This window comes from Bradyrhizobium acaciae (genome assembly GCF_020889785.1).
GTDB lineage: Bacteria > Pseudomonadota > Alphaproteobacteria > Rhizobiales > Xanthobacteraceae > Bradyrhizobium > Bradyrhizobium acaciae.
The window spans coordinates 1-18,288 of record NZ_JACMYK010000011.1; the positions used below are offsets into that span (position 1 = coordinate 1).

At 65.5% G+C, this 18,288-nt stretch carries 17 protein-coding genes; 8 read left to right on the forward strand and 9 right to left on the reverse strand.

From position 1 onward, the window contains the following. From H8A92_RS07560 to soxA, 5 genes are all read left to right on the forward strand, one after another. The coding region (locus H8A92_RS07560; RefSeq protein WP_229195197.1) for an NAD(P)/FAD-dependent oxidoreductase at positions 1-1,168 on the forward strand (1,168 nt) is incomplete at its 5' end. After that, positions 1,155-1,610 (forward strand): sulfur oxidation c-type cytochrome SoxX, encoded by a 456-nt coding sequence (gene soxX, locus H8A92_RS07565; RefSeq protein ID WP_229195198.1) that lies wholly within the window; start codon positions 1,155-1,157, stop codon positions 1,608-1,610. The genes H8A92_RS07560 and soxX, both read left to right, overlap by 14 nt. A 3-nt stretch (positions 1,611-1,613) precedes the next feature. After that, on the forward strand, positions 1,614-2,078 hold the full coding sequence (locus H8A92_RS07570; RefSeq protein WP_229195199.1) for a SoxY-related AACIE arm protein: 465 nt from the start codon (positions 1,614-1,616) through the stop codon (positions 2,076-2,078). After that, entirely contained in the window at positions 2,078-2,398 is a 321-nt protein-coding gene (gene soxZ, locus H8A92_RS07575; protein ID WP_229195200.1) for a thiosulfate oxidation carrier complex protein SoxZ, read from the forward strand. Before H8A92_RS07570 ends, soxZ begins: the two co-directional genes overlap by 1 nt. Next, positions 2,395-3,168 carry a sulfur oxidation c-type cytochrome SoxA gene (gene soxA, locus H8A92_RS07580; RefSeq protein WP_229195201.1) on the forward strand — a complete coding sequence of 258 codons (774 nt, stop codon included), beginning with the start codon at positions 2,395-2,397 and terminating at the stop codon, positions 3,166-3,168. Before soxZ ends, soxA begins: the two co-directional genes overlap by 4 nt. Positions 3,169-3,317: 149 nt before the next feature. Here soxA and H8A92_RS07585 read toward each other — a convergent pair whose 3' ends face one another. Further along, a complete protein-coding gene (locus tag H8A92_RS07585) occupies positions 3,318-4,091 on the reverse strand; it encodes a ferredoxin--NADP reductase (protein ID WP_229195202.1) in 774 nt (257 codons plus the stop codon). A 171-nt stretch (positions 4,092-4,262) separates the two neighbouring features. On the opposite strand from H8A92_RS07585, the gene H8A92_RS07590 reads away from it, so the two are divergent. Beyond that, a complete protein-coding gene (locus H8A92_RS07590) occupies positions 4,263-5,459 on the forward strand; it encodes an amidohydrolase family protein (RefSeq protein WP_229195203.1) in 1,197 nt (398 codons plus the stop codon). A 276-nt stretch (positions 5,460-5,735) separates the two neighbouring features. Here the strand turns inward: H8A92_RS07590 and H8A92_RS07595 are convergent, their stop codons facing one another. The 8 genes from H8A92_RS07595 to H8A92_RS07630 form a co-directional block, all read right to left on the reverse strand. Next, the gene (locus tag H8A92_RS07595) at positions 5,736-6,191 is read right to left on the reverse strand and encodes a MarR family winged helix-turn-helix transcriptional regulator (RefSeq protein ID WP_229195204.1); all 456 of its coding nucleotides are present in this window, start codon (positions 6,189-6,191) and stop codon (positions 5,736-5,738) included. 15 nt (positions 6,192-6,206) lie between these two features. Continuing rightward, complete coding sequence (locus tag H8A92_RS07600; RefSeq protein WP_176532805.1) at positions 6,207-6,911, reverse strand: ABC transporter ATP-binding protein; 705 nt, start codon at positions 6,909-6,911, stop codon at positions 6,207-6,209. Next, positions 6,908-7,699: an ABC transporter ATP-binding protein gene (locus tag H8A92_RS07605; RefSeq protein ID WP_229195205.1), complete on the reverse strand. Its 792-nt coding sequence runs from the start codon at positions 7,697-7,699 to the stop codon at positions 6,908-6,910. The genes H8A92_RS07600 and H8A92_RS07605 overlap by 4 nt, the downstream gene beginning before the upstream one ends. Further along, entirely contained in the window at positions 7,696-9,588 is a 1,893-nt protein-coding gene (locus H8A92_RS07610; RefSeq protein ID WP_229195206.1) for an ABC transporter permease, read from the reverse strand. The genes H8A92_RS07605 and H8A92_RS07610 overlap by 4 nt, the downstream gene beginning before the upstream one ends. A gap of 201 nt (positions 9,589-9,789) precedes the next feature. After that, positions 9,790-11,004, reverse strand: coding sequence for an ABC transporter substrate-binding protein (locus H8A92_RS07615; RefSeq protein WP_420831297.1), 1,215 nt, complete (start codon positions 11,002-11,004; stop codon positions 9,790-9,792). A gap of 28 nt (positions 11,005-11,032) precedes the next feature. Beyond that, entirely contained in the window at positions 11,033-11,617 is a 585-nt protein-coding gene (locus tag H8A92_RS07620; RefSeq protein ID WP_029078203.1) for an amino acid synthesis family protein, read from the reverse strand. 16 nt (positions 11,618-11,633) lie between these two features. Further along, positions 11,634-12,542 carry a UPF0280 family protein gene (locus tag H8A92_RS07625; protein ID WP_229195207.1) on the reverse strand — a complete coding sequence of 303 codons (909 nt, stop codon included), beginning with the start codon at positions 12,540-12,542 and terminating at the stop codon, positions 11,634-11,636. Then, positions 12,539-13,987, reverse strand: coding sequence for a 6-hydroxynicotinate reductase (locus tag H8A92_RS07630; protein WP_229195208.1), 1,449 nt, complete (start codon positions 13,985-13,987; stop codon positions 12,539-12,541). Before H8A92_RS07630 ends, H8A92_RS07625 begins: the two co-directional genes overlap by 4 nt. Before the next feature lie 277 nt (positions 13,988-14,264). Between H8A92_RS07630 and H8A92_RS07635 the strand changes: the two genes are divergently transcribed. Both H8A92_RS07635 and H8A92_RS07640 read left to right on the forward strand, forming a co-directional pair. Continuing rightward, the gene (locus tag H8A92_RS07635; RefSeq protein ID WP_229195209.1) at positions 14,265-14,732 is read left to right on the forward strand and encodes a (2Fe-2S)-binding protein; all 468 of its coding nucleotides are present in this window, start codon (positions 14,265-14,267) and stop codon (positions 14,730-14,732) included. Beyond that, positions 14,732-18,268: a molybdopterin cofactor-binding domain-containing protein gene (locus H8A92_RS07640; RefSeq protein ID WP_229195210.1), complete on the forward strand. Its 3,537-nt coding sequence runs from the start codon at positions 14,732-14,734 to the stop codon at positions 18,266-18,268. Before H8A92_RS07635 ends, H8A92_RS07640 begins: the two co-directional genes overlap by 1 nt. Positions 18,269-18,288 lie beyond the last annotated feature (20 nt).

The following is an 18,288-nucleotide window of genomic DNA, read 5'->3' on the forward strand; positions in this document are numbered from 1 at the left end:
CGTTGCGGTGATCGGCGGCGGCTTCGGCGGCGCGGCCTGTGCGCGGGCACTGCGGCGGCTCGACGCCAAACTTCAGGTCACGCTGATCGAGCCGAAGAAGACCTTCACCGCCTGCCCGTTCAGCAACGAGGTGATCGCCGGCCTGCGCGAGCTTACGGCACAGCAATTCAGCTACGACAAGGTTGCCGCCGACGGCATTTCTGTTGTTGCGCAAGGGGCCACCAAGGTCGACGCCCAGGCGCGCAGCATCGCTCTCTCGGACGGCGCAACGCTGTCCTATGACCGGCTTGTGCTCGCTCCCGGCATCGACATGCGTTTCGATGCCCTGCCCGGCTATGACGAGGCAGCCGCCGAGAAGATGCCGCACGCCTGGAAGGCCGGCGCGCAGACCGTGCTGCTGCGCCGGCAGCTCGAGGCGATGGACGATGGCGGCCTGGTCGTGATCGCGGTGCCGGCCGCGCCGCTGCGCTGTCCGCCGGCGCCTTACGAGCGCGCCAGCCTGATCGCGCATTATCTGAAGGCGAACAAGCCGAAGTCGAAAATCCTGGTGCTCGACGCCAAGGATAATTACTCGCAGCAGAAGCTGTTCGAGAAGGCCTGGACGGAGCTCTATCCAGGGATGATCGAGCGGATCGCGCTGTCGCAAGGCGGCCGCGTCACATCGGTCGATCCGGCGACCAATGAGATCGTCACCGACTTCGGCAATTACACCGCCGCGGTTGCCAATGTGATCCCGCCGCAGCGAGCCGGCCGTATCGCCGAGACCGCCGGCGCCGCCGACCACACCGGCTGGTGCCCGATCGATCCGGTGACCTTTGCCTCAAAGCTCGTGCCCAATATCCATGTGATCGGCGACGCCGCGATCGCGGGCGGCATCCCGAAATCCGCCTCGGCAGCCGCGGCGCAAGGCCGCGCCTGCGCGGCCGCGATCGTCAACACGCTGGCGGGCAAGGCGCCGGAGACCCCGCGGCTCGATGGCGCCTGCTACAATACGGTGGCGCCGGGCTACGCGTTCTCATTGAAGGGCATCTATCAGCCAAAGGAAGATCAGTATGCCGAGGCCGAGGTGACGACGAGCCCGGTCGACGCACCGCGAGAGGTACGCCAGCGCGAGGCCGATCAGGCGCTCGACTGGTTCAAGACCATCACGGGAGATGCCTTTGGCTAGGCGCTCCCTCGTCGCATTGCTCGCAGCGGCCGCGTTCGCAGCCTGCGCGCCCGCAAGCGCCGAGGCGTTGCGCCCCTACATCGTCGTGGGCGATGCGATTCCAGCCTCGCTGACGGGAGCAAGAGGCGACGCGACCCGCGGCCGCGCGCTGGTCGTCGAGCGTTCCTCCACTTGTATCCTCTGCCACAGCGGCCCGTTTCCCGAGCAGGCGTTCCAGGGCGACCTCGCGCCCAATCTCGCCGGCAGCGGCAGCCGCTGGACAGAGGGACAATTGCGGCTCCGGCTGGTCGATGCGTCGCATCTCAATGCGGCGACGATCATGCCGTCCTATTATCGCGTCGACGGGCTGACGCGGGTCGGCAATTCATGGCGCGGCAAGCCGATTCTGTCGGCGGAACAGATCGAGGATATCGTGGCCTATCTGGTGACGTTGCGAGAATAGAGCATGACGAATTCGGACCACACCACACGTCGCAAGTTCCTGAGCCTCACCGGCGGCGCTGCAGCGCTGGTGATCGTGCGTCCGGTGGACGCGACACCGGCGATGCTGCAGGCCGCGATCCGCAACGTCGTCGGCGAGGCCAATGTGCGGACCGGCAAGGTCAAGCTCGACATCCCGCCGCTGGTCGAGAACGGCAACACGGTGCCGATGACGGTCAGCGTCACCAGCTCAATGACGGCGGACGAGTATGTGAAGAGCATCCACGTCTTCAACGAGAAGAACCCGCAACCGAACGTCGGCAACTTCTATCTCGGGCCGCGCGCCGGTCGCGCCCAGATATCGGCCCGCATCCGCCTCGCCGACAGCCAGAAGGTCACCGCCATCGCGCGGCTGTCCGACGACACGTTCTGGTCGGCAACCGCAGACGTCGTGGTGACGCTCGCGGCCTGCACCGAGGAGGCGATCTGATGCCGTCGGCCCTGATCAACGTACCGGCCAAGGCCAAGCGCGGCAGCGTCATCGAGATCAAGACGCTGATGTCGCATATCATGGAGACCGGCTATCGCCACACCGCGTCCGGCGATGTGGTGCCGCGCGACATCATCACGAGCTTCATTTGTCGCTTCAACGGCACGGAAGTCTTTCGCGCCGATCTGTTTCCCGCGATCGCGGCCAACCCGTTCATCACCTTCTTCACCACCGTGACCGAGAGCGGCAAGTTCGAGTTCGAGTGGATCGGCGACAAAGGGTTTTCGGAGACCGCACAGGCTTCGATCACGGTCGAATGAAGATTGCCCTCTGCATCGCGTTTGTGACGACGATGGCGAGCGCGGCGTTCGCCACCGAGATCCCGCAGTCTGAACGCCGATCCGGCTACAGCTTCATGAGCGCGGACACCAAGGCAATGCAGGACGAGGACACCGCCAATCCCGGCATGCTGTTCGTGCTCGACGGCGAAACCTTGTGGAAGCGCAAGGCCGGCAGCGCGGACAAGGCCTGCGCCGACTGCCACAACGATGCGCGCGTCAGCATGAAGGGGATCGCGGCACATTATCCCGCCTTCGAGAAGGCGCTGGGAAGACCGGTCGACCTCGAAGGCCGGATCAACCTCTGCCGCACCAATCATCAGCAAGCCTCGCCGTTTGCCTATGAAAGCCGCGAGCTGCTGGCGCTATCAGCCTATGTCGCACAGCAATCGCGCGGCGTGCCGATCGCAGCCGGCGACGATCCGGAGCTCGCGCCATTCGTCGAGCAGGGCCGCGTGCTGTTCATGCAACGGCAGGGCCAGCTCAATCTCGGCTGCACCAACTGCCACGACGACAATTGGGACAAGAAGCTCGCAGGAAGCGCGATCACGCAGGCGCAACCGACCGGCTATCCGCTATACCGGCTGGAATGGCAGTCGCTCGGATCGTTGCAGCGGCGGCTGCGCGCCTGCATCACCGGTATCCGCGCGCAGGCCTACGATTACGGTTCGCCCGAGCTGGTCGAGCTCGAGCTCTACCTGATGTCGCGGGCGCGCGGCATGCCGATCGAGACGCCCGCGGTCAGGCCCTAGCACATCAGCCCGTCGCAAGCGACGCGAAGCAATCCATTGCTCCCGGCTGTACCGGAAGATGGATTGCTCCCTCGCTTCGGCGACAAAATTACTCTGCAATTCTGTCGCGAACTCTTCGTAATGACGGCGCTGGAGGTCAGCGCGAAGATTCAGCGCTCGGCGAACGCCTTCTCGACGACGAACTGCGCGGGCTCGCCGTGATTGCCCTCGACGAAGCCGCGGCCATTGAGCAACGTGCGGGTGCCGGCGACCAGTGCCGGCGAGCCGCAGATCATGACGCGATCATGCGCGGCATCGAGCGCCGGCAGGCCGATATCGGCGAACAGCTTGCCCGAGGTGATGAGGTCGGTGATGCGGCCGCGGTTGCGGAACGGATCGCGCGTCACGGTCGGATAGTAGATCAGCTGGTCGCGCACCAGCTCGCCGATCAGCTCGTCCTGCGGCAGCTTCTCGGTGATCATCTCGCCATAGGCGAGCTCCTTGACCCGGCGGCAGCCGTGCAGCAGCACGACCTTCTCGAAGCGGTCGTAGGTCTCGGGATCCTTGATCACGCTGAGGAACGGCGCGAGGCCGGTGCCGGTGCCGATCAGATACAGGTTGCGCCCATCCTCGAGGTTGTCGATCACCAGCGTGCCGGTGGCCTTGCGGCTGACGATGATCTCGTCGCCTTCCTTCAGATGCTGGAGGCGCGAGGTCAGCGGGCCGTCCGGAACCTTGATCGAGAAGAACTCGAGCGTGTCCTCGTAGTTCGCGCTGGCGACGCTGTAGGCGCGCAGCAGCGGCTTCTCGCCGACCTTGAGCCCGATCATGGTGAACTCGCCGTTGCGGAAGCGGAACGACGGATTGCGCGTGGTCTTGAAGGAGAACAGCGTGTCGGTCCAGTGATGAACGCTGAGGACGCTTTCCTGGTTGAAATTGCTCATCGCACCAATCCCTGATTTGTGCTGCGGCGGGGAAGGACTTGAACCCTGTTGACCGGCCGGATCGTTTGTATACGATCATTCGTATACAAACGAATAATCCGGCTTGATCCAAAAGTCAAGCCGGGCTCAAATTCCCGGGCAATTTCGGAAGAAAACAGAAGGAAAACACCCATGGCTCACGACGCGCCCCAGGCCACCGGCCCCAGCAAGCTGGTGATCCGCAATATCGGGCTATTGCTGTCGGGAGCCTTGGAAAGACCAATTCTGGATGCCGATACCATCGTCGCCGAGAACGGCAAGATCACCGCGATCGGCCGCCTCAAGGACGTCGACACCGAAGGCGCCACCACGATCGTCGATGCGATGGGAACGACGGTCGCGCCCGGCCTGATCGACAGCCACGTCCATCCCGTCGCCGGCGACTGGACGCCGCGGCAGAACCAGATCAACTGGATCGACAGCTATCTGCATGGCGGCGTCACCACCATGATCTCCGCCGGCGAGGTGCACATGCCCGGCCGTCCGCGCGACGTGGTCGGCGTCAAGGCGATGGCGATCTTCGCGCAGCGCGCATTCTGGACGCTGCGGCCGGGCGGCGTGAAGGTGCATGCCGGCGCGCCCGTGATCGAATGCGAGATGGTGGAGGACGATTTCAAGGAAATGGCCGCCGCCGGCGTCAAGCTGCTCGGCGAAGTCGGGCTCGGCGGCGTGAAGGACGGGCCGACGGCGCGGAAAATGGTCGGCTGGGCCCGCAAATACGGCATTCAAAGCACGATCCACACCGGCGGACCTTCGATTCCCGGTTCCGGCCTGATCGACAAGGACGTGGTGCTGGAGGCCGACACCGACGTGGTCGGCCACATCAATGGCGGCCACACCGCGCTGCCGGACGACCAGATCCGCTGCATCTGCGAGGGCTGCAAGCGCGGGCTTGAGCTGGTGCACAATGGCAACGAGCGCTCGGCGCTGTTCACGCTGCGCACCGCGCGCGAGATGGGTGATCTGCACCGCGTCATCCTCGGCACCGATGCGCCGGCCGGCTCCGGCGTGCAGCCGCTCGGCATCCTGCGCATGGTCTCGCTGTTGTCCTCGCTCGGCGAGCTGCCGGCCGAGCTGGCGTTCTGCCTTGCGACCGGCAACACCGCGCGGATGCGCGAGCTCGATTGCGGCCTGATCGAGGTCGGCCGCTCCGCCGATTTCGTGCTGATGGACAAGGCACAGCATTCACCGGGCAAGAACATCCTGGAGAGCGTTCAGCTCGGCGATCTCCCGGGCATCGGCATGACCATCATCGACGGCATCGTCCGCACCCAGCGCAGCCGCAACACCCCGCCCGCGGGCAAAGTGCCGGAGATCGTGGGGAAGTAGGCACGGTAGACGATCCGTCACCCCGATCTGAATGTATGGCGGAGCAGCGTCACCAAACATTCAGTGTCGTCCCGGCGAAAGCCGGGACCCATAACCACCGAAGGCGATTGTTGCGCATGGCTGAGGCCACAGCCTTCCCAAACAATTAAACCCTGTGGTTATGGGTCCCTGCTTTCGCAGGGACGACGTCGGACAGGTTGTCCCGCCTTCAGTCCCGTCGACCCTTCGAGACGGTCGCTTCGCGACCTCCTCAGGGTGACGGTGATGGATTTGGAATCAACGCAGCTTCCCGAGCAGCGCCATCAGCGTGTCGCGCTCCTTGGCGTCGAGCGGCGCCAGCGTCTCCCTTGAGATCACGAGCGCATTCGGCGCCGCCTTGTCGGCCATCTGCTGGCCGGCGCGCGTCAGGCTCACCAGCAGCCGGCGGCCGTCGTCGGGATCGGGCGCCGTCTCGGTCAGGCCACGCGCGGTCAGGCGATCGATCACGCCCTTGATGGTCGCAACGTCCATCGACGTCAGCCGTCCAAGCTGGTTCTGCGAACAGGCGCCGACCTCCGACAGCTTCGACAGCGCCGCCCACTGCGTCGGCGTCAGATTGATGCCGATCTCGCGGGCGAAGATCGCGGCGTGGCGCTGCGACACCTGGCGCAGGATGAAGCCTATCTGGTCATCCAGCACGTAACCCGGCTTGGCCGCCTTGACGCTTCGCTTCTGTGCAGCACTCCTCGCCATCGTCCCACCTCGCCGTTACAGCGACAGATGCGCGTCGCGGACATCCGGACGCGCATCGAGTTCCGCCATGGTGCCGCCAAAGCAGATCCGGCCGCGCTCGATGATATAGGCGCGATCCGAGATCAGCCGGGCGAAATGCAGATTCTGCTCTGACACGACGATGCTGACCCCCTCTTTCTTCATCGCCAGGATCGCATCGACCATCTGCTCGACGATCTTCGGCGACAGCCCTTCCGAGGGCTCATCGAGCAGCACCAGCGACGGGTTGCCCATCAGCGTCCGCGCGATCGTCAGCATCTGCTGCTCGCCGCCGCTCATGCGTCCACCGGGCCGGCCGCGCATCTCGCCGAGGTTCGGGAACAGCTTGAACAGTTTGTCGCGATCCCATTGCGGCGCGCCAGCCCGCTTCGGCTGGCGGCCGACCTCGAGATTTTCCTCGACCGTCAGGTCAGTGAAGATTCGCCGCTCCTCCGGCACATAGCCGAGCCCGCCGCGCACGATCGCATGCGTCGGCAGCTCGGAGACGTCCCTGCCCTCGAACATCACACGCCCTGAACGATTCTCGACCAGGCCGACGATGGAGCGGAAGGTGGTCGACTTGCCGGCGCCGTTACGGCCGAGCAGCGCGACGACTTCACCCTCGCCGACCTCTAGCGCGATGTCGAACAGGATATGCGCCGGGCCGTAGAAGCTGTTGAGGTCCTTCACCGTGAGCTTCATGCCGATGCTCCCTCACGGTGCCGGGCGTCATAGAGCAGGCCTTCGCCGAGATAGATCGCCCGCACCTGGGCATTGCCGCGCACCTCTTCGGGCGAGCCTTCGGCGATCAACGTTCCGCGATTGAGCACCAGGATGCGATCGGCATGCTCGAACACCACGTCCATGTCGTGCTCCGTAAACAGCACGCCGATCGACTGCTCGCGCGCGATCCGCGCCGTCAGCCGCATCAGCTCGACGCGCTCACGCGGCGCCATGCCGGCGGTCGGCTCGTCCATCAAGAGCAGCTTCGGCTGGTTGGCGAGCGCGATCGCAAGCTCCAGCCGCTTGACGTCGCCATAAGCGAGTTCGCCGCAGGGCCGCTCCGCATAGGCGCCCATCCCGACAAGGTCGAGCAGCCGTCCCGCCTCGTCGCGCGCCTGGCGCGCGGTCGAGGCCCACAGATTGAACAATTGCGCGCCGTGCGAGACCAGCGCGACCTGCACGTTCTCGCGCACCGTCATGGTCGGGAATGTCGCGGCGATCTGGAAGGTGCGGCCCACCCCCATGCGCCAGATCACGCGCGGCTTCTTGCCGGTGGTCTCCGCGCCCAGCACGCGGATACGGCCGCTATCCGGAATGTTCTGGCCGTTGAGCATGTCGAAGCAGGTGCTCTTGCCCGCGCCGTTCGGACCGATCAGCGCCAAAATCTCGCCGGCGCGCAGTTCGAAGGAGACGCCGCGCACCGCATGCACGCCGCCATAGGATTTGGTCAGCCCCTCGACCGACAGCAATGTGGGGACCATGCTCATTCGGCGCTCTCGATGCGGGAGGTCAGCAAGGGCGAGGACGCCGACGACGAGGATTTGCGCCGCCGATGCATGAAAGCTTCCAGCGTGCCGACGATGCCCTTCGGGAACGCGACCACGATCAACACGACGAAGCCACCGAGCACGAGCTTGGAAAGATCGGTCTGGCTGACCAACCAGATGTTGAGTGCCTTGTAGACGATGGCGCCGACCACCGCGCCCGACACCGTCTCGACGCCACCGAGCAGCACCATGACCAGCGCGTCGACCGACAGCGAGATGCCCATATTGTCGGGGAACACGCTGCCCTTGAGATAGGCGAACAGCGCGCCGGCGAGGCCGGCGACCGTTCCCGCGATCACGAAGGCGGTCCACTGGATGCGCTTGCCGTTGATGCCGATGGCTTCGCTGCGCAGCGGCGAGTCGCGCGTGGCCCGCAGCGCAAAGCCGAACGGCGAGAACACGATGATGCGCAGGACCACGACCGCCAGCGCGGCGATGCCGAGCGACAGCCAGTAGAAATGCGACGGGCTCGCCGCCCATTTTTCCGGCCAGACCCCGAGGATGCCGTTATCGCCGCCGGTGACCGATACCCACTGGAACGCGATCGACCAGACGATCTGGGCAAAGGCCAAGGTCAGCATTGCGAAGTAGACCCCGGAGAGCTGCACCGCAAAGAAGCCGAACACGGCTGCGCCCAATAGCCCGAGCAGCGGACCGAGCAGCAGGCAGGCGATCATCGGCAGGCCCGCCATCTTGGCGAGCAGCGCCACGCCATAAGCGCCGAGGCCGAAATAGGCCGCGTGGCCGAACGAGGCAAGGCCGCCGACCGACATCAGGAAGTGCAGACTGACCGCGAAGATCACGAAGATCGCGATCTCCGAGCCGACGGTGAGCACGTAATTGCCGGCGACGAAGGGCAGCGCCGCCGCGACCACGAGCACGGCAATCGCCGCGAGCCGTTCATTCGTCGTCAGCGGCCGCCACGGATTGACGGTGAGGCCTGGCGTGCGCCGGGCGGGCGCCTCCGGCTTGCCGAACAGGCCCCAGGGACGGACGATCAGCACCACCGCCATCACCAGGAACACCAGAATAATGGAGATCTTCGGGAAGATCAGGATGCCGAAGGCGTTGAGCTCCGACACCAGCACCGCCGCGACGAAGGCGCCGATGATGCTGCCGAGGCCACCGATCACGACCACGACGAACACCTCGACGATGACGCGCAGGTCCATCGCATGATTGACCGCATCGCGCGGAATCTGCAGCGCGCCGCCGAGCGCGGCGAGGAAGACGCCGAGCGCGAACACGCTGGTGAACAGCCATTTCTGATTGACGCCGAGTGCTGCGACCATGTCGCGGTCCTGCGTCGCCGCGCGCACCAGGACGCCCCAGCGGGTGCGCTGGAACAAGAGCCAAAGCACGCCGAGCACGACCGGCCCGAGCGCGATCAGGAACAGATCGTAGCTTGGAATATTCTGGCCGAAGAAATCGATCGCGCCCTTGAAGCCCGGCGCGCGGCGGCCGACCAGATCGTCCGGCCCCCAGATCAGCACCACGAGGTCCTCAACCATCAGCGTCAGGCCGAAGGTCGCAAGCAGCTGGAACAGCTCGGGCGAATGGTAGATCCGGCGCAGCAGCACCATCTCGACCAACACGCCGATGGCAGCCACCACCAGCGCCGCGATGACGATGCCGCCCCAGAAGCCGAACGCGCCGGAGAAGCGATCGGTCAAGGTGAAGGCGACATAGGCGCCAAGCATATAGAACGCGCCATGCGCGAAATTCACGATCCGCGTCACGCCGAAAATGATCGACAGACCCGAAGCGACCAGGAACAGCGACGCCGCGCTGGCAAGACCGGTCAGGAACTGGACGACATAGAAGGCCATGGGCGGTCCGCGTTGGAGTAAGCGCGTCGATCGAACTCGCCGCGTCGGTCTTGTTCACCTCGCCCCGCCTGCGGGGAGAGGTCGAAACTCAAGCGCCAGCTTGAGTTTCGGGTGAGGGGGACTTTCCGCGCGCTCGTTCGCGGAGATAGCCCCTGACCCCAACCCTCGCCCCGTAAGAACGGGGAGAGGGAGAAGAAAAGATCAATCCTTCGGCCGCAGCTTCTCGATCTCGGCATCGCTCGGCAGATAGTCCGAACCCTTGCGATAGGCGGTATCGACCATGATGCCCTTGCCGTCCTTCAGCGCGGTCTTGCCGGTGAAGGCGCCGAGCGTCGACTGGTGATCGATCTTGCGGAAAGTGATCTCGCCGAACGGCGACGGCATCGAGATGCCTTCCGCCGCCGCGATCAGCTTCTCCGGATCGCTCGAGCCGGCCTTGGCGAGGATCGCCGCCGCCGCCTTGATGGTCTGGTAGCCGACGATCGAGCCGAGCCGCGGATAGTCGTTGTACTTGGCCTGATAGGCCTTCAGGAACGCGTCATGCTCGGGCGTCTTGATCGAGTACCAGGGATAACCGGTGACGATCCAGCCCTCCGGCGTCTCGTCCTTCAGTGGATCGAGATACTCCGGCTCGCCAGTCAGGAAGCTCACCACCGTACGGCCCTTGAACAGGCCGCGGGTGTTGCCCTCGCGCACGAGCTTGACGAGGTCGGCACCGAAGGTGACGTTGAGGATCGCCTCGGGGTTCGCCGCGGCAGTCGCCTGCACCACCGGGCCGGCGTCGATCTTGCCCTGCGGCGGCCACTGCTCGTCGACCCACTGGATATCGGGTCGCTTCTCCGACATCAGCTTCTTGAACACCGTGACCGCCGACTGACCGTATTCATAGTTCGGCGCGATCGTCGCCCAGCGTTTTGCGGGAAGCTTTGCCGCCTCCTCAACCAGCATGGCGGCCTGTATGTAGTTGGAAGGACGCAGGCGGAACGTGTAGCGGTTGCCCTTCGACCAGGTGATCGCGTCGGTCAAAGGCTCGGCTGCGAGAAAGAAAACCTTCTTCTGGTTAGCGAAGTCAGAGACGGCGAGACCGATATTGGAGAGGAAGGTGCCGGTGAGCATCGCGACGTTCTCGCTCGACACCAGCTCGTTCGCCGCGGTCTGCGCATCCGCCGGCTTGCCGCCGTCATCCTTGGAAATGACGACGAGCTTCTTGCCGTTGATGCCGCCGGCCGCATTGATCTCTTCCACCGCAAGCTGCCAGCCCTTGCGATAGGGCTCGGTGAACGCCGGCAGCAAGGAATAAGAGTTGATCTCGCCGATCTTGATTTCGCTCTGCGCCGAAGCCTGCGTCGTCATAGCACCCGTTGCCATGGTCGCGACCGCGATCGCCAATCCCGCCCCTACGAAATAACCACGCATCCCGTCCTCCAGTTTTTCTCGAAAGAGATTATCGCAATCCGTCTTCGCCCTTGACCTCATCGACCGTCAGCCCTCCGACTCGCGGCAGCGGCCGTCCGCTGTCGGTCACCGCCACCGCGACCATGATCTCGTTGGCCCGCGGCGCGTCGTTGATCTGCACCTCCATGCCGTCGAAATGGCTGCGCACGAAGGCGGCGTCCTTGTGCCCGAGCGGAATATCCAGCGTGGTGCCGGGACCCGAGCGCTTCTTCGACGACGGGATCAGCGCCGCTCCCTTGGAGAGCACCTTGCGCACCGGCGCGCCCATCTTGGGATGCAAGATCGCGGCCGCGTGCTCGAGCTCGCCATTTTCGCCGACGGCGGCGGCCTTGCCGTAGCTGTGCGCCTTGGCGCCATCGATCCCGAGCGCGGCAACTGCCCGCTTCGACAGCAGTTCGCCGAGTTCCTCGCCGATCGCAATCAACGGCGAGAGATCCTCGACATAGCGGCCGGCAAACGGATTTTCGATCACGGCAATCGCAGCGGCACGCCTTGTCGGCGGCGCGATGGTCTTGCCCATCTCCAGATGCGTCTCCTCGACCACGGTGACGATCTTGCGAATGACGGCGCTCATCTTGCCTCGCTCCCGGTCATGCCTGCAGCATGTTGCCTATCGTTCGTCCTTGAAACGCGTGCGACGCCGGCGTTTCCTGCCCAGCTGCACCGACAATCCGCGTTTCGCCCAGTAGACGCAATGCCGCGCCCTCGATCAATCCCGACATCAGGAGCATGCGAGCCCGCGCCGCGCCAGTCTCAAGTGCTTGCTCGATCTCATGTTCCGAGAGCCGCCCGACATCGCGCGTCACCAGCCGCGCGCCGAGGTCGCTGTCCGGCTGCAATTCGCTCGCAGGAACGCGCAGGATCGCAGGATGACCGGGCAGATCGACCGCATTGGCGATCACGGTCGCAGCGGCGTCCGCCTGCGACGCCGTCCGCGCCAGCACGGTGACAGCATCGGCGATGCCAAGCGAGAAGCTGCGGCCATGCCGGCCGCTGGTTGCGATGCCGCGGACCGGCATGTCGCTATCTACGGTCATCGCGCGCATCACGCCAAGGCGGTCCGGCCGATCCATCAGGCCGACGCTGAACTGTTCGCCAACGCCGAGATGCAGCGCGATGTCGCCGCCATTGTTGACATAGGCGCGGTCGAGCGATGCCGACTGCAACATTGCGCCTAGGATTTCCTCGGCGACCGAGCCCGCGACGGCCGCCATCGGCGTGATGAAGCAATCGGCGGCAAACGGCGCGACCGCCGCATGCATGCGCCGTGCGACCACACCCTTCAGCGCGCAATGATCGGGATCGGCCGCGCTGCGCAGCTCAGCAAGTTCCACGCAGAGTTCATCGAGCAAGCAGGTGAAGCGCTGCGCCGCAGCCTGATATGCGGCGGTAACCTCAGTTTCCCTGCCCTTGGCTTCGATGACGAGATCAATGGGACCGTCCTGCAAATGCAGCCGCTTGCCGTCAGGAAGAAGCGCGATTTGCGGGAGCCTCATCATGCGCGCCGCCCGGGAAGATGAGGCATCGGCCGGATGTCGGCGCTGTCCCGCAGCGACGACAGCGGCCTGACGTAGTCCATATGGCCGCCGAGCGCCGCGTAATCCGACAGCCGCATCGTGAACTCGATCGGCGCCACCAGCGCCGGGGTCGGCACATAGCCGAAGGCGCCGGCCGGCATCTGCGTGACATCGACCATGAAGGTGATGCCGCCGCCGGGCCAGACATAAACCGACGCGCCGCCGCTGGTGACCCTTGTGAGCGCGTCCTTCACCGAGCGCGTCAGCCGCACCGGATTGTCGGTGACGCCGGCGCGCAGCGATCCGCCCGCGCCACCCATGAACAGCACCGTGCACAGCGCCGGCTCGCAGTTCTCCTGGATGCGCTCGACCGAGAATTTGAGGTCCGCCGGCATCTCGGTCTCGATTGGCTTCAATGCCTCGTCGAGCACGTAGTAGGAGGCGTGCTCGCCTGTCGTCGACACCATCAGCATGGTGAGCCCGGGCCGTGCTTCCTTGGCATTGAAGGGCCCGAGGATCGACAGCGGATCGGAGATGTTGGTGCCGCCCCATCCGGTGCCGGGATCGGCGACCTGAAAATAGCGGCCGGGCGTCGAACGGCGGCCCTTCATCTTGATGCCGGTATCGGCGATATCGAGCAGCTTGCCGGCCTGATGCTCGCTGAGCACGCCGGTGATGTGGTCGTCGACCACCACGACTTCATCGACCTTGCCATACCACTGCTTGGCGAACATGCCGATCGTCGCCGAGCCGCAGCCGACCCGCATCCGCTCTTCTGCCACGCCGTTGACGATCGGCGGCCTGCCGGCCTGCACCACGACGGTGGCGCCGCCGTCGATCACAAGCTCCACCGCCTTGCAGTTGGAGAGATCCATCAGCGTATCGCAGGTGACGCGGCCTTCCTTCTTGGAGCCGCCGGTCAGATGATGCACGCCGCCGAGCGAGAGCATCTGCGAGCCATATTCGCTGGTCGTGACATGACCGACCGCCTCGCCGTCCGCGCGCACGGTCGCGGTCTCCGGCCCGAGGTAGCGGTCGGTGTCGATCTTCACCTTGACGCCGCAATACGAGAAGATGCCTTCAGTCACGACGGTGACCATGTCGACGCCGTCGACTTCCGACGACACGATGAACGGCGCCGGCTTGTAGTCCGGATAGGTGGTCCCGGCGCCGATCGCGGTGACGAAGAGATCGGGCTGGCGGACGATCTTGCCGTCCCAGTCGCCGCTGACCTGGAACGGAACCAACTTGCCGCCATGCGAGACGGTGCGCTCGAGCACGACATGCGGATCGACGCGCACCAGCGTGCCGTCTTGATTGGCGTAACGATCGCAGGCGCCAGCGGCGCCCGGCTTGATGTAGCACATCACCGGACAGGCATCGCAGCGGATCTTGTCGCCGGCGGCGACGGTCATTGTGTCAGCCATCGTGACCAAGCCTGGACTTGTGGTGGCGGTCGATCATACTGCGCTTCCGCCTCCCTGCCTATATCGTTCGTATACGAATGATCCTGCGCGCGAGCCCGGGACCTGTCAAGCGGCCTTTGCGATCAAAAGCTGCCGTTCGCTTGCGCACCCTGTTCATAAAGCGTGCACTCGCTGCAGCGCGGCATGCCGCCGCTTGCACGTTTGTATACAAACGTTATCCTCATTGGCGATCGGACGCTGACATTGCAGCGCAAACATCAAGGGGAGAACCGGAGCAATGCGCCTGACCGTGAACGGCAGGAATCATGATGTCGACGCCGCTCCCGACACCGCATTGCTTTACGTGCTGCGCAACGATCTCGCATTGAACGGACCGAAATACGGCTGCGGCCTCGGCGAGTGCGGCGCCTGCGCGGTGCTGATCGACGGCGTCGCCGCGCGCGCCTGCGTGATTCCGATCGAGGGCTGTGCAGGGCGCGACATCGTCACGCTCGAAGGTCTAGGCACGCGCGAGCATCCCGATCCCGTGCAGGATGCCTTCATCAGCGAACAGGCCGCGCAGTGCGGCTATTGCCTCAACGGCATGATCATCACCACCAAGGCGCTGCTCACACGCAATCCAAATCCATCCGAGCGCGAGGTGCTGGAAGCGCTGCGCTACAATCTCTGCCGTTGCGGCGCGCATATCGAAATCATCCGCGCGGCGATGCGCGCCGCCGGCCACGTGCTCGAGGCACGCGATTGATGACGGACACACGGTCTCCAGGGCAACGCAATCGCGGCTCGCTGTCGGTCGTCCGCCCCGCGGTGCTGGGTGCGGAAGGCGCGTTCGAGACCTTCATCACCATCACATCAGACGGTTTGGTCAATGCCCATAACGGCCATGTCGATCTCGGCACCGGCATCCGCACCGCGCTCGGACAGATCGTCGCCGAAGAGCTCGACGTCTCCTTTGCCCGCGTCGTCGTCATTCTCGGCGACACCGCCGTGGTGCCGAACCAGGGCGCGACGATCGCGAGCGAGACCATCCAGATCACCGCCGTCCCCCTGCGCAAGGCCGCAGCGCAGGCGCGGCACTTCTTGCTCACACGCGCGGCTGAGCGGCTCGAATTGCCGGCTCACGAACTCACGATCGAGGACGGCCTGATCCGCGGACACGATAACCGCAGCATCACCTATGGCGAGCTGATCGCGGACGAGACCATCCGGCTCGAACTCGCCGACGATGTTCCGGTCAAGGACGTCAGCGCCTATTCCGTCGTCGGCAGGTCGGTGCCGCGCATCGACCTGCCGGCGAAGGCCACCGGCGAGCTCGTCTACGTCCACGATGTGCGCGTGCCCGGCATGCTGCACGGCCGCGTCGTCCGTCCACCCTATGCCGGCGTCGATGCCGGCCCGTTCGTCGGCACCAGCCTGATCGCGGTCGATGAAGCCTCGGTGCGGGATATCCCCGGGCTTGTTGCGGTGGTGCGGATCGGGGATTTCGTCGGCGTCGTCGCCGAGCGCGAGGAGAACGCGATCAAGGCCGCCGCACAGCTCAAGGTGAGCTGGAAGCCGGGACCGGCGCTGACTGATCTCTCCGACATCGAGCAGGCGTTGCGCGCCAATCCCTCAACGCCGCGCCAGCTGATCGACAAGGGCGATGTCGATGCCGCACTCAAGGCGGCCGCGAAGCCGATGCACCGGACCTATCTCTGGCCGTACCAGATGCACGGCTCGATCGGCCCGTCCTGTGCGGTCGCCGATTACGGCGAAGGCGGGATCCGGGTCTGGTCCGCCACGCAGAACCCGCACATCCTGCGCGGCGATCTGGCGCTTTTGATCCAGCGGCCGGAATCCGAGATCGACGTGATCCGGATGGAGGCCGCCGGCTGCTACGGCCGCAACTGCGCCGACGACGTCTCCGCCGATGCGCTGCTGCTGTCGCGCGCGGTCGGCCGCCCCGTGCGTGTGCAGCTCACCCGCGAGCAGGAACATGCCTGGGAGCCGAAGGGCACCGCGCAGCTGATGGACGTCAATGGCGGGCTCAATGCCGACGGCAGCGTTGCTGCTTACGACTTTGCCACGCGCTATCCCTCGAACGGCGCGCCGACGCTGGCGCTCTTGCTCACCGGGCGGATCGCGCCTGAAGCCACCGTGTTCGAGATGGGCGACCGCACCGCGATCCCGCCCTATGACTACGAGAACATGCGCGTGATCGCCAACGACATGCCGCCGATCGTGCGCGCGTCCTGGTTTCGCGGCGTCTCGGCACTGCCCAATACTTTCGCGCATGAATCCTATATCGACGAGCTCGCCGCCGAGGCCGAGGTCGATCCGATCGAATACCGGCTGCGCTATTTGAAGGACAAGCGCGCGATCGACCTCGTCAACGCAGTCGCCGAGCGCGCCGGCTGGACGCCGCGCCCGGTGTGGAAAGAACCGGAGGCGGACGGAGATATCGTGCGCGGCCGCGGCTTTGCCTATGCGCTCTACGTGCACAGCAAATTTCCAGGCTACGGCGCGGCATGGTCAGCCTGGATCGCCGACGTCGCGGTCAACAAGGCGACCGGCCATGTCAGCGTGACCCGTGTCGTCGCCGGCCAGGATTCCGGGCTGATGATCAATCCGGATGGTGTACGGCACCAGATCCAAGGCAACGTGATCCAGTCGACCAGCCGCGCGTTGATGGAGGAAGTCTCCTTCGAGCGCGGCGCGGTGACGGCGCGGGAATGGGGCGCCTACCCCATCATCAAATTCCCTGAATTGCCTGAGATCGACGTGCTGATGTTGCCGCGGCAGGACCAGCCGCCGCTCGGCGTCGGCGAGTCCGCCTCGGTGCCGAGCGCGGCTGCGATTGCGAACGCGATCTACGATGCGACCGGCGTGCGGTTTCGCGAATTGCCGTTCACGCCGGAGCGAATTTTGAACGGTTTGCGACAACCGGTGACGCCCGCCCCGCTTGCGCCGCCCGCGCCGCCGACTGACCTCAATCGATGGCCAAATCCGTTTGCGAAGCGCGGCGGCATGCTCGCCGGCATTGCCGCGCTCTGCGCCGCGGCGATCGGAATCGGCGCGGCCGTGCTGCCCTGGCGGGCGATCGCGCCGATCGCGCGGCCTGATGCCTCGGTCTATTCCACCGCGACGATCGCGCGCGGCAAGGAGCTTGCGGCGCTCGGCGCCTGCGCCGTCTGCCATACCTCGGAGCACGGTATCGCGAACGCCGGCGGGCGGCCGCTCGAGACGCCGTTCGGTACGATCTACACGACCAACATCACGCCCGATGTCGACACCGGCATCGGCGCCTGGTCCTACCCCGCGTTCGAGCGCGCGATGCGCGAGGGCATTCATCGCGACGGGCGGCATCTCTATCCGGCGTTTCCGTACACGCATTTCGCGAGGACGTCCGATGCCGACCTGCAGGCGCTCTATGCCTATCTGATGGCGCAGCCGCCGGTGCATGCCGAGACGCCGGCGAACGCACTCGCCTTTCCGTTCAACCTGCGGCCGCTGCTCGCCGGATGGAACGCGCTGTTCCATCAGCCGCGCCCATTCCAGCCCGATCCATCGAAGTCGGCGATCTGGAATCGCGGCGCCTATCTGATCGAGGGTCTCGGCCATTGCAGCGCCTGCCACTCGCCGCGCAATGCGCTCGGCGCCGAACGGCAAGCGGCCTATCTCGCCGGCGGCTTTGCCGAAGGCTGGGAGGCACCGGCACTGACGTCGCTGTCGAAGGCGCCGATCCCCTGGAGCGAGGACGAGCTCTACGCCTATCTGCGCAGCGGCGAATCGCGCCTGCACGGCGTAGCCGCGGGGCCGATGGCGCCGGTCATCCACGAGCTCGCCGCGGTGCCCGACCAGGACATCCGCGCGATGGCGGTCTACCTCGCCTCGTTCAACGAGAGCACCGACCGATCGGCCCACGATGCGCTTGCCGCAAAGCTCGAAGCCGCCACCGCCGTCACCACCGCCGCGTCGGCAGGCGCCCGGATCTATCAGGGCGCCTGCGCGGTCTGCCATGAGGTCGGCGGTCCGCCGCTGTTCGGCAGCCGGCCGTCGCTAGCACTGAACAGCAATCTGCACAGCGACGCCCCCGACAATCTGATCCAGGTGATCCTGCACGGCATCGCCAAGCCGGCCGTCACCGACCTCGGCTACATGCCGGCCTTCAAGGACAGCATGACCGACGGCCAGGTCGCCGAGCTCGCCTCCTTCCTGCGGCTGCAGTTTGCCCCGGACAAGCCGGCCTGGACCGACGTCGCTGCCACGGTCGGCCGTATACGGCAGACCATAGCGCGCTGACCTGCCATGTTCCGCCCGAT